This window comes from Actinomycetota bacterium (genome assembly GCA_014360655.1).
Taxonomy (GTDB): domain Bacteria; phylum Actinomycetota; class Geothermincolia; order Geothermincolales; family RBG-13-55-18; genus JACIXC01.
Map to the genome: position 1 here is coordinate 263,618 of JACIXC010000001.1, position 16,677 is coordinate 280,294.

Genomic DNA, 16,677 nt, shown 5'->3' on the forward strand with positions numbered 1-16,677 from the left:
TAAAGATAGCGCGAGCCGATGACGAATCTGTAGTTAGCCCGGGAACGGCATCGGAAGAGGGAGGTCCGCACGTGGGTATCTTCCGGCGCGAGATACGATTCGAGGTAGATGAAGCCCCTGATGGGAGAATATTCATAGAGGGAACCCTGCGGGATACCCGCCTGGGGGACCCCATCCACGTCATCAAGGTAAGGTCGGAGGTGGACGCGCTGGAGGGCCGTATCCTCGCGCTCGAGGGGGAGATGCTCCATGTTCCCCACGAGGACTGCCGGCATGCCCTCCAGACCATCGACCGCCTGGTGGGTGTGCGTATCGTCCCGGGGTTCACCCAGCTGGTGCGGGAAGTGGTGGGATCGCCGGAGGGGTGCTCCCACCTCGCCGTGCTGGTCACCAACCTGGGCCACGTGAGCGTGCAGGGGAGAGGCGCCCTGGTGGTGCACAAGTTCGGCGGGGACGAGCGGGCAGTGCGCCTCATGCGCGAACAGGCGCTGCAACTGGGCATCGTGGACAACTGCTATACCTGGCGTAAGGACGGCCCCCTGGTCAAACGTTTGCGGGAGGCGGCGGGAAGAGACGGAGGCGCCGCGGGGGATAGCGGCGGCGAGCCGGTATGATGAGAAGGAGCGGGTAGGGAGCCGCGCATGCTCGGCAAGATATATTACGGCTTCGTGGTGTTTCTCTTCGGGCTGGCGGTGGGCAGTTTCGACAACGTGGCCGTCTACCGCGTACCGGAAGGGATACCGCTGTGGTCGCCGCGCTCCTTCTGTCCCCACTGCAGGAACACCATAGCCTGGTACGACAACATCCCGCTGCTCAGCTATTTCCTGCTGCGGCGGCGCTGCCGAGGTTGCGGAGAACCCATATCCGCCCGCTACCCCCTGGTGGAATTCGTGAGCGGGTCGCTCTTTCTCGCCGTCTTCGCACGGCTCGGGTTCGCCTGGCGGGCGGAACTCGTCCCCTACCTGTTCATGGTCACCGTGCTCGTCATCGTCTCCGCCATCGACCTTGACCGGCAGGTGATCCCCAACAGGATCCTTTACCCCGCCATCCCCGTCGGGCTGGCGGCCATGGGGCTGGTGGCCCTCGCACGCGGGGATGCCGGCATGATCCTGCGCAGCCTGGCCGGGCTGGCCATCGGCGGGGTGCCCCTGGGGCTCCTGGCCCTGCTCATCCCGCGCGGGATGGGGATGGGCGACGCCAAGCTGGCCGCCTTCACCGGCATCTTCCTGGGTTATTACCAGCTGGTCGCCTTCTTCTTCGCCTTCCTGCTGGGTTCGCTCGTCGGCATCGGCCTCATGGCCGCGGGCAGGAAGGGGCGCCGCTCCCGCATACCCTTCGGGCCCTTCCTGGCCTGCGGAGCGCTGGCGGCGTTGTTCTGGGGAGAATACCTCTGGAGCCTGTATACGAGGTTCTTGTGAACACCGGGCGGCCACGTGCGCTCACGCATCGGGCCGAATATGAACACACATGAAAGGTCACAGGGAAACGGGATTGCGGCATGGAAATATACTTTGCGATGAACACGGGATCTCAAGCGGGTGTCTCGGCTCGAGAGGTGGGATCAGGTGAACGCTCCCGAAGCGGACCATCGTGAAGATTTGATCTCGGCAAGGACCCGGATAACGAATCTGTTCCGCGGGGCCGGCTCCTTGCTCGTCCCTCCCCGGGCGAGACAAAAGCTCCGCCTCTGGCTGGAAAAATACAACAACTCCACGGCCCCCTACCGGCTCACCCGTGCGGACAGGCTGGCCGGGCTGGCCATCTCGCTGTTCTTCTTCCTTCTCTACCTCTATACCTGCAGCCACCACCCCAACATGGCCGGCGATTCCGCCGAGATGGTCGGCGTCTCCTATTCCCTGGGCATCGCGCATCCTCCCGGTTATCCGCTCTATACCTTGCTCGGATTCCTTTTCACCCGCCTTCCCTTCGGAAGCATAGCTTTCCGGGTCAATCTCTCCTCCGTCGTCTACCACTCCCTGACCCTCTACTTCTTCTACGCCTGCTCCCTCAAGATCACGAGGAACCGCGCCGCCTCATCCATAGCGACGGTAGCCGTGGGCTTCACGCCGCTGTTCTGGTTCTACTCCCTGATCGCGGAGGTTTTCCCCCTGAACGACCTGCTGGTCATGCTCTTGATCTTCACGGCCATACGAACCCGCGAAAGATGGCAGGAAGGAAATCCCGCGGGTGCCATGAGGTTCGTTATTCTGCTTGCCTTCCTCTGCGGTATCAGCCTCTGTAATCATCACACGGTGGTCCTCGCCTTCCCCATGATCCTGCTCTTCATCCTGCGACCGCTGGTGGAGGTCCTGAAAAGACCGCGCTACGTGCTGCTCTGCCTGCTCGCCCTGCTCGCGGGGTTGTCGCCTTACATCTATCTCCCTTTGAGCGCATCCCGCGGTCCCTACATGAACTTCGGCGATCCCTCCAGCCTGCGCGGTTTCCTCGACGTGATAACGCGGAGGCACTACGGCACCTCGAGGCTCTGGCTGGGCCCCGAGGCCGTGAACAGGCTGGACCTCGTCCTCGACTTCGTCAAGACCCTGGGAAACCAGGTACACGTAATGGGGTTTCTGCTGGGCGCCATCGGCATGATCCATGCAGCCCGGAAAAGGCTGGGTGACTTCCTGCCCCTGCTCTTCGGCCTCATATTATCGGGCGTCGTCTTCCCCTACATGGCGAACGTGAAAATAAGCAGTATATTCCAGATCTCCACCGTGGAGAGATTCTACCTGCTCCCCACCATCATCTTCGCGTTCTTCATCGCCGAGGGGTCAGCGGGGCTCCTGGGACTGTGCGGGCAGGCCCTGCGGGGAGCGGAAATACGCGCTGATCTCAAGGCGATGTTGCTCCTGGTCCTGGTCCTGCTCCTCGCCCTCCCCTTCCTCATCCCCGCAAGAGCGACCGCCACTGACGTCAACCTCAGGGAGGATGCCCTCGGGGAGGCTTACGTCCATGACCTGATGGCCTCCGTGGAGGAAGGCTCGGTCATCTTCGTTATCGGTGATATAGCCATCCAGCTGGCGGAATACAAGCAGGTCAGCGGGGAAGCCGAGAAGAAAGCGGTATACATAGTCCAGCCGTTCCTGTTCTCTCCCTGGTACGCGGAGACCGTGGAGAAATGGTACCCCGATCTCAAGTATCCCAGGCTCGAGGAGCTGCTGTCGCAGGGTTACACGCGCTTCGGTACTTTCAGGGCCGGCATCATAGACTACATCGTGAGGAACAACCCGCAAATCCCCTCTTTTCACCTCCTTGCCAAGGTGCCCGAGCTCGAGGGCGAATACGACCTGGTGCCGTGGGGGGTCACTTATAGAATAGTACCCAAGGGCGCTGGCGAGGATGCCGCCCGATACCTGCAGCAGCAGATCGCTATCTGGAAGAATTTTCAATACCAGGGATTGGGAGTGGAATTCTATCCACCAAATCGCCGGGAATTCTATCTCTCAACGCATATCGCGTCCTTTCCGATGGCCACGGGAGAGTACCTGGAGAAAGGAGGCCTCACCGCGGAGGCGAAGAGCTTCCTGCTCCTCGCCTACGCGATGGTCCCCTCGAACGACGTGCTGCCGGTCCTTGCCGCGCTGGAGCGGGAAGCGGGGAACATGGAAGGATATTACGTCCTGTCACGCGAGGTGGTGAACGCGGAAGAGAGAAACAAGCGGGCCTATGCCCGGAAATTGCTGGCTCTCGAAGACGCCCTGGAGGCTTTGAGCAATGCCGCGGAGAATCACTGACGGAAGGAGGCTGCCGGTCGTACTGGGCATGCTCCTGGTGCTTGCCCTTTTCACCTTTCCCCTGTGGAGCACGTCCCGCATCATATACCAGGGAGATATCGTCAATTCGGACGTGACGGAATACCATTTTCCCGTGAGGTACCTGCTGTCCCGGGAGCTGAAGCAGGGCGATCTCCCCGTTTACACCTCTCTCATCGGCTGCGGGTTCCCCCTCCTGGCGGAGGGCCAGAGCGGTCTTCTCTATCCTCTCAACCTCTTTCTGTTCTACGCCTTCAGCCCCATCCTCGCCTTCAACCTCACCATCATCCTCAGCCTCCTCATGTGCCTGGCCTTCTCCTACCTGCTTTTCCGGGTCTATGACATATCCCCCTTCTCCTCCTTCTTCTCAGCCGTCGCCTTCACCTTTTCCGGCTATGTCGTCGCCAGGCTGAAATTCACCTACATGGTGAACTGCATCTGCTGGATACCCCTGGCCGTTTACGGCGTGGAGAAGAGCTTCCGGCGGAAAAACTTCGCCCACATATTCCTGACTTCCCTCGCGCTGGCCATGCAGCTGCTCGCCGGGGGCCCTCAGTTCTTCATGATCACGCTGCTCTTAACGGGCATCGCCTTCCTCTGGCGCCTGGCCTCCCTGCTCAAGACACACGCCGGGAACGGCAATAATATCTTCTTGAACAAAAGGCTTTTCGCCTTGCCCCTGCTCCTCTTCGTCATCTCCCTGCTCGTCGCCCTGGGCATCGCATCCCCCCAGCTCCTTCCCATGCTTAAGGGGTATTCCGTATCGGACCGCTCCCTGAGCCGCTCCTTCGAATGGTCGACCGGCGTGCCCATGCAGCCCAGGAACCTGGTCATGTTCGTCTCGCCCTATCGCTTCGGAAACCCTGCGCGCGACACCTACGATCTGCAGCAGGACCTTTTCTGGGAGAACATCGCCTACCCCGGCCTCCTTACGCTGGTCCTCGCCCTGCTGGCCCTGCTCTTCACCGGGAAAAGGGATGGGTTCGTCTCCATGTGGGCTACGGCAGGAACGGTCGCCTTCCTGCTCTCGCTGGGCCCATACACGCCCCTCGCGGAATTCGTCTGGCGCTACATCCCGGGGTTCGGGTATTTCCGTTTCTGGCAGAGGTTCCTGGTGATCGTGGTCCTCGCCCTTGCGGCGCTTGCCGGAAGAGGCCTGGATATCCTCCTCTCGCGCCCACGGGGCGGCCGAACATGGCGAATGGTGATCGCTCTTCTTGCCCTTCTCGTGCTCGTCACGGACCTCGGATTCTTTTTCCGCAACCAGGTCTCCACCATCGACGCCAGGAGGATGCTGCAGGAGAACGACGTCGCGGCTTGGCTCCGCGAGCGCCTGGACGATACGGGGGGCGGCCCCTACCGCATGGAGATGGTCGGCGCCGAGGAGCTGTGGGAGGAAACCATGGCGCAAGCGGGGGGCTGGCTGGGAGACAAGGACGCGTTCCTCGCATACCAGCGCTTCCTTCCGCCCAACCACAATATCCTTTTCGGTCTGCCGAGTTTCACCCAGTACGGAGATTACGGCATCTACCGTTTCAAGATGCTTGACGGTGCCGCGTTCTACCTATACGCCAAGGGAAGTGGATGGACGGGCGAGCTCACGCGCACCGGCGTCAACATCATGGCCCTTTACGGGGTGAGGTACGTGCTGAGCCCGCTGGAATTGTCCACGGAAGGCCTGCACGAGGTGGAAAGGCGCGATTCCGGCATTGACGGAGCGACCCTGCACGTATACGAGGTGGAAGATCCCCTGCCCGCTGCGCGCATGGCGCAGGATCACCTGGTGATCGATACGGAGGAGGCCGTGGGTTACTCCATGGTCGTCGATCTTTTCTGGGACGCCGCGAAGGCGCGTGGCAGGGTGGTGCTCGAAAAAGAGCCCTCCGTGAGGTTCGGCCCGGAGCCCGCGGGAACGGCCGACATCGTGAGCAAGGATGACGGCCACGCGACGATAAACGCGAACACCCCCGGGGGAGGGATACTCATCCTTAACGACACCTACTATCCCGAGTGGCACGTCTACGTCGACGGCGAGGAACGCGAGGTCCTGCGCGTCAACCTGGCCGCCATGGGGGTGGAGCTTGAGCCGGGGGAGCACGTGGTCGAGTTCATCTACAAGCCCAGCTCCCTGCACCAGGGATTGCTCGTATGCGCGGCCACCCTGCTCCTGCTCCTGCTCCTCTTCCTCGAGAACCGCCGGAAAAGGTTCTGCGACCTGAACCCGCAAGGAGGCCTCGCGGAAGCGGTCGTTCCCGACCATGTTCGCGGAGGATGCACTCGATAGGAGGACGTCGACATCCCTCCCAGGACATGGAAAATGGGGGCTCCGGCCCCCATTTTCCGCGCACAGCCGTTCTCCTACTGCGGCAACCCGTGTTCGCTGCAGCTCGCGAACGGCGGTTGCGACGTGGAGAAAGAATAGCTGATCGTCCCGGTATCGGGGCAATGAGTGATCGAGGCCAGGTTCTCGATAAATGGAGCAAGGTCACCAAGTGCCGTGGGATAGGTCCCGTTATGGCTGGCCGCATAGACGTTGGACTGCGTCTTGATGGTCTTCATGTTGGCCTTGCAGGTCTTCTCCTGCGCGTTGCCCCTGGCCGCCAGGAATACCGGCACCGCAATACCTACCAAGATGCCGATGATTAAGATAACGATCATCAACTCGATGAGGGTGAAACCTCCTTCCCTGTGCATTCTCTCACCTCCTTTCCGCATGGTCTGACATCAAGCCGGTTGAAATGATTTCTCTGGCGCCACCCACCTCCTTCCTCGCATCTCGCCATTTGCTTCTAATAGATTCTCGGCAAATGGCGACCGCAACTTTATATTTTATCCTTTTCAACTCGCGTTTGCGCATCGATCGGGCCTCCTCCGCGCCACGGCGACCAGCGAGAGACCCCACGGCAAAGGCATACGTCCCAGCAGAAAACGTTCGGCGGCGAACGCCTCTTCCATGATCCCATTCAATATCCTGGGCAGGGGCCTGATGTCCGGACCGGGCTCCCCGCCGCTCACCCTGCTCCACAGGCGCTGCGCCACGGCCACCGGAAAGAAGAGGGCGTTGTAATATGAGGTGAACACCTCGGCCAGCCCGGCGCCGGCTACCAGCTGCTTCACTTCCCCTTTCCGGTATCTCCTCAGGTGATGGTGGTAGGCGTCCCGGGGGGCGTAAAGCCAGGGGTGCGCCGGCACGGTGATGATCATCACCCCACCTCCATCAAGGACACCGGCCGCCGCCCTCACCGTCTCCCGGTCGTCCCCGACGTGCTCGAGCAGGTCGAGAAGGAGCACGCAGTCGAACTTCCCCTCCAGCGAACGCAGCACTTCCGGCACCTCCCCCTTCACCAGCGCCGCCTTCGTGCGGGTGGCGGCGAAGGCAAGCGCCTCCTCGGACGCATCCACGCCCACCGCCCCCCCGCGCCCTTCCAGCGCCTGCAGCATGGAGCCGGTGCCGCAACCTACGTCCAAGAAGCGCGGGGTATGCGCGGGTTTCACGTATCTATCCACGAGCGAGAGGACGATGCGCCGCCTGGCGGCAAACCACCAGTAGTCGTTCTCGCGCTCATACATCTCCCTGTACAGGGCTTTCTCCATCACCCTCGCCTTCGAAACCCAGCATGGTGGAGACCAGGTATAGCGGCCTTTCCTGCACCTCCCGGTACATCCTTCCCAGGTATTCGCCCAGCACGCCGATGAAGAAGATCTCCGTGCCGTTGAGCAGGAACAGGCTGATGACCAGGAAAGCGTAGCCGGGCACCTCCAGCCCGAAGAACACCTTCTGCACGAACACCACCAGTATGGCCGCCAGGCTGACCAGAAACATGAAAAACCCCAGGAAGCTCATGAAGCGGAGAGGCGCGGCGGAAAAAGAGGTGATGCCGTCCAGGGCAAGGCGCAGGCGCCTGAGGGTCGAGTACTTGGTCTTCCCTTCCAGGCGCGGCTCCCGCTTGTAGGGGACCTCGACGGCGTTACCGCCCAGCCAGGCTATCTCGGCGCGCACGAAGCGGTTCCTCTCCCGCAGGAGACGGAAGCGCCTCACCACCTCCCTGTCCATGAGGCGGAAGTCGCCCGTATCAACGGGGATATCCACCTCCGTGAGGCGCTTCATGAGACGGTAGAAGATGCGTGACGAAAGCCTCTTGCCGAGAGGCTCGCCTTTCCTCTCCACGCGACGGCCGTAGACGACATCGTAGCCCTCCTCCCAGCGTGAGAGCATCTCGCCGATCACCTCGGGAGGATCCTGCAGGTCGGCGTCGATGATGACCACGGCGTCGCCGTCCGCGAAGTCCAGTCCGGCGGTGGTGGCCATCTCGTGGCCGAAGTTGCGCGTGAAGCCGATGAGGCGCACACGCTTGTCCTCCCGGTGCAGTTCCTCGACGACACGGCGCGTGCCGTCCACGCTGCCGTCGTCCACGAAGATGATCTCGTACTCCCTGACCAGGGGCTGCAGCACCGCCGTCAGCCTCTCATGGAGTGGCCTGATGTTCTTCTCCTCGTTATACACCGGCACCACGATGGAAAGGCGCGCCTCGGCGGCTTTTCTCGTCGCTGTCTTGTCAAAAGCCATCGGTCCTCCCGCGATCACCCGCCGTGCGACCCGGCGCGAGCCCGGCTTGATACCCGCATACCGATATATTTCGCCTCCGCGCGCCCCAATTATGGTAACCGCAACCATTGACCACGGGCAACGCGCCGCCTTGCGCCTCTCCGGCGGCCAGTCCGCATGTCGACCGCATGCCGCCGCACAGGGGTCCATGCCGGCCTCGCCCTCACGAAACTGCAGCCCGGCAACGTTCCAGATAAGATATCGGCCTGCCGGCGCCTGCGAGTTTATAATGGGATGTGCGTTTTCCCGCTCGTGAGATGTTCCTACAGGCGGGAAACGTTTACGACCACGGGGTCGCGCACGTGCCGGGCGATGGTCGCACGGGCAGGGCGTTCCGCCCGGCATCGACGGGGCAGGCTCGAGAAAGCCGCCGGAGCGGAAGGAACCGGGGGTGCGCGGATGAAGGTACTGGCCGTGGATATCGGGGTGGGAACCCAGGACATACTCCTCTACGACTCGCGGCGGGAGCTGGAGAACTGCTCGCGCCTCATCCTCCCCAGCCCCACCCGCATCCTCGCCTCACGGGTGGAGCGGGCCGCGGCGAAAACGGGGGAGCTCTTCCTGCGCGGATGCACCGTGGGAGGGGGGCCTTTCTCCCGAGCCGTGAAGCGGGCGCTGGCGGCGGGGAAGAAGGTCCATATGACCCCCGAGGCCGCCTTTTCCATCCGCAACAACCTCGACGACGTGGCGTCCCTGGGCGTCTCCATCGCGGAGGCGCCCCCTCCAGGTTTCTCGGGGACGACCCTCGAACTGGACGAGCTGGACCTGGAGCCCCTGTGCGAGTTCCTGCGAGGCGCCGGTGAAGATCCCGACGACCCGGATGCCGTGGCCGCCGCGGTGCAGGACCACGGCGCCTACCGCGCGGGGGAATCCAACCGCAAGACGCGCCTGCGCCACATGATGGCGCGCATGCGGGAGGACCCGCGCCCTTCCTCCCTTTCCTACCTGGCCCACGATGTGCCGGACACCTTCCCCCGCATGCGCTCCGCCGCGCGGCGCCTGCAGGAGCAGTTCCCCTCCTCCCGCGTGCTGGTCATGGACACCTCCCCGGCCGCCGTCGCCGGCTGCCTGGCGGACGCGCGGGTGGCTCAACACGCCGGCGGCAACCTCCTCCTGGTCAACGCCGGAAACGGCCATACCCTGGCCTGCCTCCTCCGCGCGGGCAGGGTGGTGGGGCTGCTGGAGCACCATACCAGGAGGCTGGAGGCGGGTTCTTTCGCCGCCTACCTCGAGAGGTTCTGCGACGGCGAGGCGCGGGACGAGGATCCCTTCATGGCCGAGGGGCACGGCCTCTTCTACCTGGGCGAGGCCCCGGGCATGAAGAACCTCGACCTCATCGCCGTCACCGGCCCCCGCAGGGGCTTCCTGGAAGGAGCGGGGCTGGGCGTCTACTACCCCGCCCCGGGAGGCGACATGATGATGACCGGGCCCCTGGGCCTCGTCGAGGCCGTGAGAAGGCGGGGGGAAGGATAGACGGCGCCGGGGGAAATGGCCCCTTGGCCGCTAACACGCGGCGGGCGGCAGGTTTTAGGAACCGGGAAAGAGGGAGCGGGTTTTCCCGGCCGACGACGTCGGCGGCACATGGCGGCAGGGAGGTTCCCATGCCCACCTACAGCTCCGAGGGAAGGGCACCGCGCATCGCGCCCACCTCCCATGTAGACCCCTCGGCGGCGCTCATCGGCAAGGCAAGGTATACCGTGAGCAAGGGGTGTTACGTGGCTCCCGGCGCGGTGATGCGCGGCGACCTCCTCTCCTCCCAGCCGACGGCCAGCAAGCCCACCAGTATGAGTGCCGTGCCCGCGAGGAGGCCGGCGTTCACCTTCTCGTCCAGCAGCAGCCATCCCCAGAAGAGGGATACGGGCGCGATGAGGTAGAGGTAGAAAGCCGCCTGCGCGGTACCCAATCCCTCCAGGCCCTTGGAGTAGAGAAGGTAACCGGCTACCGTGCATCCCATGCCCAGGAAGATGAGCCATCCCCATCCGGCCGCGGACATCCTCCCCACCTCCCCCACGCAGTCACCGCAGGCCAGCGCCAGGGGCAGGAGGGCCAGGGTCCCCAGGAAGACCGCGTAGGCGGTGACGAAGAGCGGGTCATGCTCCTCAACCAGGGGCTTGAGGAGCACCGTGTAAGCGGCCCAGGAGGCGGCGGCCAGCACGACGAAAAGGATGCCCTGCGCCCGCCCGCCTCCCAGGTGCACATCGCCCCCGGAAAAGGTGATCACCGCCACCCCTCCCAGCGCGGCCACACTTCCCATAATCTTCCATATTCCCAGACGCTCGTAGAGCACCGCTCGCGCGAAGACGGCCGCGAAGATGGGGGTCGTGTTGGCGACGAGCCCGGCGGTCCCGGCGGGGATCATGGTCTCTCCGTAGGTAAGGGCGAGGTGGTACCCGTAGACCGCGCTCAAGCCGGCCAGGAAGACGAGGGTCCACTCGCCCGCGCTCAGGCGCGGCCGACGACGCCGGTAAAGGACGAGGATGGGGACGAAGAGCAGGCTGGCCAGCACGAAACGGGCCAGGTTCAGGGTTAGGTAGGAGACCTCCTCCACCAGCACCTTGACGCCGATGAACGCCAGACCCCATATCCAGCACACGGCGAGGAGGAGGAGGTGGTACCTCCACCCGGACTTCACGGGGGTTCACTCCCCCACGCCCGGAGTGCCGCTACCCCCGACATTCCATAACCTCCCCCGGGGAAGCGGGGCGTGGGCCTTTCCCCCTACCCACCGGCGGGGCTTCGGCGCTCCGCCAGCGCGTATCCCAGCTTGAGCCACAGGGGATAGGTGGCGAAGATGGCCGCCGCCAGGGCATGGCCGCGGGGCGAGACGTTCTCGTGGTCGAACCTGAAGACGCCGGAGTTGATCATCCAGTCCCGCCCGGACTCCGCCCGGCACATCTCCCAGATCCACCGTGTCCACTCCCGGTTGAAGTAGAGGCTGATGCTGGTGACGTAGAAGGCGCCGAGGGTGGCGATGTCCAGGCATTTCCTCGCTTTTTCCCTCTTCTCCTCGTCCTTCACCAGCCTGCCGGTGAGCCTGGCGTAGAGCCAGCCGATGGACACCAGCCAGGGAGGGTCGATGAGAAAGCTGTCGTAGGGGATCATGGGGCCTCCTTTCCTCCGCATGCCACAAGACGATTATATACGAGATGTACGAGCGGCGCCGTCTTCCCCTTCACAACGGGGCCGTGGCCGCTCCCGCTACACCCCCTCCAGCCGCACCATGCCCCTCTCCCGCTCCGTGCCTCCGGCACGGGACGAGTACCCGAGAGGCGGGAACCGCCCCCTTGCGGGTCCTCGCCCGCCCGGCACCGGCGCTCATGGAATTTCCCCGCGGAGTCGAGCAATAATATTGCGGTGACACCAATTGCGGTGACACCATGCGATGGCATCATCGCATGTCCACGGGACGGAAGCCGAGGGGACGCACGGCCCCGTGACGGGCGAAGAGGGCGGGGCGGGCTCCGCGGGTGAGGTAGAGGTGACGGGATGAGGCTACTGCGCAGGAAACTTGTACGGGAGCTCAGGCAGGCGAAGTTCCGCTTCCTCGCCGTCTCCTCGGTGGTGGCCATCGGCATCATCCTCTTCACCGCCTCCTACATGTCCTACCTCAACCTCTCCAAGTCATACCAGCGCACCTACGAGGAGCTGCACTTCGAGGACCTGCTGGTGCGGGTGGAGAAGGCGCCGGAGAGGGCGGTGGAGCGGCTCCTCGCCCTGCCCAACATCGCCATGCTCACCCCGCGCATAAGCGACCCCCTGGGCATGGAGCTCGCCGACGGGACCCGCATCACCGGGCAGGTCATAAGCGTGCCGACGGAGGAACCCTACGTCAACACGCTGTTCATGCTGGAGGGGAGGAAGCTCGCCGCACGCGAGCAGGAGCTCACCTGCCTGGTGGAGAGCCACTTCGCCGAGTTCAACCGCCTCGGCGAGGGAGACGTCATCTACGCGGTAAAGGGTGGCAGCAGGCTGCCGGTGAGGATCGCGGGGGTGGTCTCCAGCCCGGAGTACATGGTGGTCTTCCGCAGCCGCCAGTTCCCCATGACCTCGGCTTCCGTCTACGGCGTGTTCTACATGAACCAGGACCAGGCCCGCTATCTCCTGGGTTATTCTTCCAGTTCCTATAACGAGTTCGCCTTCCTCCTCAAGGACTACTCGCTGCTGGAGACCACGCAGGCCCAGGTCAGGGAAGTCCTCGCCCCCTTCACCATCCTGGAGGTGACCACGCGCGACAACCAGATCTCGCGCAGCCTCATGGAGATGGAGGTGCAGCAGTTCCACGACTTCGCCCTCTTCTTCCCCATCCTCTTCTTCACCATCGCCGCCTTCAGCATCTACATGATCCTCTCGCGCATGGTGCGCATGCAGAGGTCCATCATCGGCCTCATGCGGGCCCTGGGGTACCCGGCCCGCTCCATCCTGCGGCATTACCTCTCCTTCGCCTTCATCGTGGGGGCATTCGGGATAATCGTGGGCAGCCTGCTGGGGGTGGCCGCCACGGCGCTGGTGTCCAAGATCTACGCGGACACCATCGGCATCCCCTTCGTCCACTTCGGGGTCTACCCGCAGGTCTTCGTCTACGGGACTTTCCTCGCCATGGGTTTCTGCGGCCTGGCGGGATTGATACCCGCCCGCCAGTCCGCCTCCGTGCAGCCCACGGAGGCCCTGCGCGGGGTGGTGGACGTGGCGCACTACGGCAAGCGCTCCCTGGCGGAAAGGGTGCTGCCGTCCCTCTCCCGCCTGCGCGTCTTCTGGAGGCTGCCGCTGCGCAACGTCTTCCGCAACCGCAGGCGCACCGCCTTCACCGTGGTGGGCATCGTCTTCGCCGTCATCCTGGTCATGATGAACCTGGGGATCAACGATACCGTGCACGCCACCATGGACATGGCCTTCAACCGCCTCTTCACCTTCGAGATCGCCGCGCTCTTCCTGGAACCCCAGACCAGGGTGACGGAGAGGAAACTGGAAAACATTCCCGGAATAACGCAGGTGGAACCCACGGTAGGATACCCCTGCACCATAAGCAACGGCGGGAACGAGGTGGAGAGCGTCGTCATGGGCGTGCTTCCCGACACGGTGATGCGCGGTTTCCTCGACGAGAGGAACAGGAAGGTCCTCATCACCCCCAACCACTGCCTGCTGAGCCGCAACTACCGGGAGCAGCTGGGCGTGGAGGTCGGCGACGCGGTGACCGTCACCTCGGGGAGGCGCAAACGCGACTTCATAGTATCCCAGTTCATCATGGAGCCCATGGGATCCTTCATCTACGCCCCCGTGGACGAGGTGCGTGACCTGCTGGGTTACGGGATGCGCTCCTCCGCCTTCTACCTGAAGATCGATCCCGGCTACTACCGGGAAGTGCGGGACACCCTCAACTCCATGCCCGGCGTGCTCGCCCTGGTGGACCTGGAGCAGATACAGGCGGAGATCAACTCGTACATGGCGCTCATGTACATCCTCATCACGGTGATGCTCATCTTCGGGCTGACCATGGCGTTCACCCTGGTCTTCAACACCTCCACCATCAACATCATGGAGCGGGAACAGGAGGTGGCCACCATGCTCACCCTGGGGGTGCCGCACTGGAAGGCCTCCCTGTCGCTCACCCTGGAGAACGCCATCATGGGCCTGCTGGGGCTCCTGCCGGGGTATGTCGCGGCGCGTTTCGTCATGCAACAGGCCATGCGCCTCTACGAGAGCGACCTCTTCTCCTTCACCCCCGTGATATCGCCCTGGACCTACCTGGTGACCGCCGTGCTCGTCCTGGGGCTCATGGTGCTCTCGGAGTTCCCCTCCCTGCGCTACATACGGGGACTCGACCTGGCGCAGTCCACCAAGAGGCGTTCTCTATAGGGCGGTTCACCCTCCCGGCCGAGCCATTGCGCCGGGCAGCGCTGACGGAAGCGGGTGGTCAAGGTCATGGGAAACAGCAGTCGTGATGGGCTTTGCCCCGTGCTCGCCCTTCGGGAGGGACGGGATCGGTGAAACCGGCGCGCATGCGAAAAGCCGCTGAACCGTCACTCCTCCTCGTCACATTCCTGGAGGTAGCACTCCGTGCAGTAGACGAAACCGGCGTGCAGCCCTTCCGTAACCCCCACGAAAAGCCATTCCTGGGCCTCGAAACAGTGGCCGCAGCGCGTGCAGAGCGAGCCCGCCCTGATCTCTATACCCAGGGTACGCTCCTCCACCCCCGGCTCCTCGACGGCCAGCGCGGGCTGCAGGCTCAACACGCCCCTGGGGATCTCGTCGTCGGCAGGGCGGCATCCCGTGCAGTAGAGGTATTCCCCTACCTCGTCCACCTCGGCGGCCAGGGAATAGACCTTCTCCCCGGCACGCAGCCTTCTGCCGCATCCCTCGCAGACGCCGCCGCCGCTCACCAACCTGCCGCTGATGAATTCCCTCATGCGCACTCTCCCCGCCCGGGAAGGCACCTTAAAGGCACTTTAAAGGCACCTGGGACCATTTTACCGCGCGGGGGAGAGGATGTCGTCACCTGCGGGTGTTATAAAGGATTTGAAAGGGGGCGATATCTTGCCCAGGACCGGCATTGCCCATCTTCCCCTGCACGGTGGGAAGGCGCCGCGCTGGCTCTTCGAGCGCATGGTCCGCCTCTCGGGGGAGATACTCTCCTGGATAGTGGAGGAGAACGGGCCGCGCGCCGCCCTGGAACGCTTCTCCGATCCCCACTGGTTCCAGGCCCTGGGGTGCGTGCTCGGCTTCGACTGGCACAGCTCGGGCGTGACCACCACCACCTGCGGTGCCGTGAAGGAGGCGCTGCGGCACCGTGACTACCTGGGCCTCTTCGCCGCCGGGGGCAAGGGCGCCGCTTCGCGGCGCACTCCCAGCGAGATAGAGGAAAGGGGGGAGCGAGCCGGCCTGGGTGAGGCCATCCCCTCCCTGGTGCACGCCAGCCGCATGTCGGCCAAGGTGGACAGCAACGCATTGCAGGACGGCTACCAGATCTACCACCACTTCTTCCTCTTCACCCGCGAGGGGGACTGGGCCGTGGTGCAGCAGGGCATGAACGAGGCGAACGGTTACGCCCGCCGCTACCACTGGCTGTCCTTCGCGGTGAGGGATTTCACCGAGGAACCGCACAGCGCCATATGCTCCCAGGGCCTGGGGGGCGCCGCCCTCAACCTGGTGGCGGCCGAGAGCCGGGAGACTCGCCAGGCCCTGGGCGAGCTCTCCTCCCGCAAGCCCGATAGAACCGTCGCGGAACTGGAGCGCCTGCGCAACCTGCGCCTTCCCGCCCGCCACCAGGTCCTCCTGCGCGACCTGCACCCGGATCACATCCGCAGGGTGCTCCTCAGAACCTACGAGCGCCAGCCCGAGGACTTCGCCACCCTGCTGGGCATGCCCGGCGTGGGCGCGAAGACCCTGCGCGCACTGGCCCTCATCTCCGAACTCGTCTACGGCACCTCGCTGAGCTGGCGGGATCCGGCCCGCTTCAGCTTCGCCCACGGGGGCAAGGACGGCCACCCCAACCCCGTGGACCGGGAGACCTACGACGCTACCATCGCCTTCCTGGAACGGGCGCTGCGCGCCTCCCGCGTGGAGGGGCGGGAGAAGGACGCGGCCCTGCGCCGCCTGCACCGCTTCTACCGGTCCTAGGGCGTCCGCCTCTCGGCTTGTCGCTTTCCCGGTCGTTCGCTTTCCGTGATGTTCGTTTTACGTGAAGTTCGTTTTGCGTGATGTTCGTTTTGCGTGATGTCTGCCCCGTGCGAGGTTCGCTTCGCCGGGAGGTCGTTTCTTTTGCGATTTTCGCGATCCGCTCCGCCGGGAGCTCTCTTTCGTGGGAGGCTCTCTTCCCCGGCTAAACCTCCGGCACGTGCAATCCCCGGGATGTGGATGGGAACCGGACACGGTCTTTGGCCTCGTCGCGGGTTATTGTATAATGAATGCGGTCATGTAAGCAGAGCGAGCTAAGAGGTGGTCGTCTGTGAGTTCGGTGGTGAAGAAGCGCCGCAAGAAGATGCGCAAGAAGAAGCACAAGAAACTCCTGAAGCGAACCCGCTGGCAGAGGCGGAACAAGTAGTAAAACGCCTCGCGCTGATGGAGGGGCGGCGCCTGCACGGCCGGCGCACACGCAGACGCTTCCTGCGGGATGGCAAGCGTATCGATGTCCGCATGGAGCTTGTCAATCTCTTCCTCCCGAAAACGATCCAGTTGCAGGTGAGAGCTCCGGCACCTTCGCTCCCGCATTGACGGAGCCATGCGACCCGTTAAACCCGCATCTTTTGCATGCCGGTATTTCCCGATCGATGGAAGAAAATTACCGCGGGATGGCGGAAAGGTACAGCCTTCCCCGCAGGC

At 63.8% G+C, this 16,677-nt stretch carries 14 protein-coding genes; 8 read left to right on the forward strand and 6 right to left on the reverse strand.

What is annotated here, in order from left to right:
- Window positions 1–71: 71 nt before the first annotated feature.
- The 4 genes from H5T73_01055 (at window position 72) to H5T73_01070 (ending at window position 6,039) form a co-directional block, all read left to right on the forward strand.
- Entirely contained in the window at window positions 72–614 is a 543-nt protein-coding gene (locus H5T73_01055; GenBank protein MBC7246352.1) for a DUF2889 domain-containing protein, read from the forward strand.
- A gap of 27 nt (window positions 615–641) precedes the next feature.
- Window positions 642–1,418, forward strand: a complete 777-nt coding sequence (locus H5T73_01060; protein ID MBC7246353.1) for a prepilin peptidase — start codon at window positions 642–644, stop codon at window positions 1,416–1,418.
- A 231-nt stretch (window positions 1,419–1,649) separates the two neighbouring features.
- Window positions 1,650–3,737, forward strand: a complete 2,088-nt coding sequence (locus H5T73_01065) for a DUF2723 domain-containing protein (protein MBC7246354.1) — start codon at window positions 1,650–1,652, stop codon at window positions 3,735–3,737.
- Window positions 3,718–6,039 carry a YfhO family protein gene (locus tag H5T73_01070; GenBank protein ID MBC7246355.1) on the forward strand — a complete coding sequence of 774 codons (2,322 nt, stop codon included), beginning with the start codon at window positions 3,718–3,720 and terminating at the stop codon, window positions 6,037–6,039. Before H5T73_01065 ends, H5T73_01070 begins: the two co-directional genes overlap by 20 nt.
- A 74-nt stretch (window positions 6,040–6,113) precedes the next feature.
- Here H5T73_01070 and H5T73_01075 read toward each other — a convergent pair whose 3' ends face one another.
- The 3 genes from H5T73_01075 to H5T73_01085 all read right to left on the reverse strand — a co-directional run bounded on the left by H5T73_01075 (window position 6,114) and on the right by H5T73_01085 (window position 8,322).
- On the reverse strand, window positions 6,114–6,449 hold the full coding sequence (locus H5T73_01075; protein ID MBC7246356.1) for a prepilin-type N-terminal cleavage/methylation domain-containing protein: 336 nt from the start codon (window positions 6,447–6,449) through the stop codon (window positions 6,114–6,116).
- Window positions 6,450–6,593: 144 nt separating this feature from the next.
- Window positions 6,594–7,349 carry a methyltransferase domain-containing protein gene (locus H5T73_01080; GenBank protein MBC7246357.1) on the reverse strand — a complete coding sequence of 252 codons (756 nt, stop codon included), beginning with the start codon at window positions 7,347–7,349 and terminating at the stop codon, window positions 6,594–6,596.
- Complete coding sequence (locus H5T73_01085; protein MBC7246358.1) at window positions 7,318–8,322, reverse strand: glycosyltransferase family 2 protein; 1,005 nt, start codon at window positions 8,320–8,322, stop codon at window positions 7,318–7,320. The genes H5T73_01080 and H5T73_01085 overlap by 32 nt, the downstream gene beginning before the upstream one ends.
- Window positions 8,323–8,760: 438 nt before the next feature.
- Between H5T73_01085 and H5T73_01090 the strand changes: the two genes are divergently transcribed.
- A complete protein-coding gene (locus tag H5T73_01090; protein MBC7246359.1) occupies window positions 8,761–9,834 on the forward strand; it encodes a pyruvate formate lyase-activating protein in 1,074 nt (357 codons plus the stop codon).
- A 238-nt stretch (window positions 9,835–10,072) separates the two neighbouring features.
- Here the strand turns inward: H5T73_01090 and H5T73_01095 are convergent, their stop codons facing one another.
- Together H5T73_01095 and H5T73_01100 are read right to left on the reverse strand one after the other, a co-directional pair.
- Complete coding sequence (locus H5T73_01095; protein ID MBC7246360.1) at window positions 10,073–10,993, reverse strand: DMT family transporter; 921 nt, start codon at window positions 10,991–10,993, stop codon at window positions 10,073–10,075.
- Window positions 10,994–11,079: 86 nt separating this feature from the next.
- On the reverse strand, window positions 11,080–11,463 hold the full coding sequence (locus H5T73_01100; protein MBC7246361.1) for a hypothetical protein: 384 nt from the start codon (window positions 11,461–11,463) through the stop codon (window positions 11,080–11,082).
- Between the two features lie 384 nt (window positions 11,464–11,847).
- Between H5T73_01100 and H5T73_01105 the strand changes: the two genes are divergently transcribed.
- On the forward strand, window positions 11,848–14,214 hold the full coding sequence (locus H5T73_01105) for an ABC transporter permease (GenBank protein MBC7246362.1): 2,367 nt from the start codon (window positions 11,848–11,850) through the stop codon (window positions 14,212–14,214).
- A gap of 164 nt (window positions 14,215–14,378) precedes the next feature.
- Here H5T73_01105 and H5T73_01110 read toward each other — a convergent pair whose 3' ends face one another.
- Complete coding sequence (locus H5T73_01110) at window positions 14,379–14,765, reverse strand: hypothetical protein (protein MBC7246363.1); 387 nt, start codon at window positions 14,763–14,765, stop codon at window positions 14,379–14,381.
- Window positions 14,766–14,844: 79 nt separating this feature from the next.
- Here H5T73_01110 and H5T73_01115 point away from each other — a divergent pair, with 79 nt between their 5' ends.
- Both H5T73_01115 and H5T73_01120 read left to right on the forward strand, forming a co-directional pair.
- Window positions 14,845–15,975: a DUF763 domain-containing protein gene (locus H5T73_01115; protein ID MBC7246364.1), complete on the forward strand. Its 1,131-nt coding sequence runs from the start codon at window positions 14,845–14,847 to the stop codon at window positions 15,973–15,975.
- 328 nt (window positions 15,976–16,303) lie between these two features.
- The gene (locus H5T73_01120; GenBank protein MBC7246365.1) at window positions 16,304–16,399 is read left to right on the forward strand and encodes an AURKAIP1/COX24 domain-containing protein; all 96 of its coding nucleotides are present in this window, start codon (window positions 16,304–16,306) and stop codon (window positions 16,397–16,399) included.
- The last annotated feature ends 278 nt before the right edge of the window (window positions 16,400–16,677 follow it).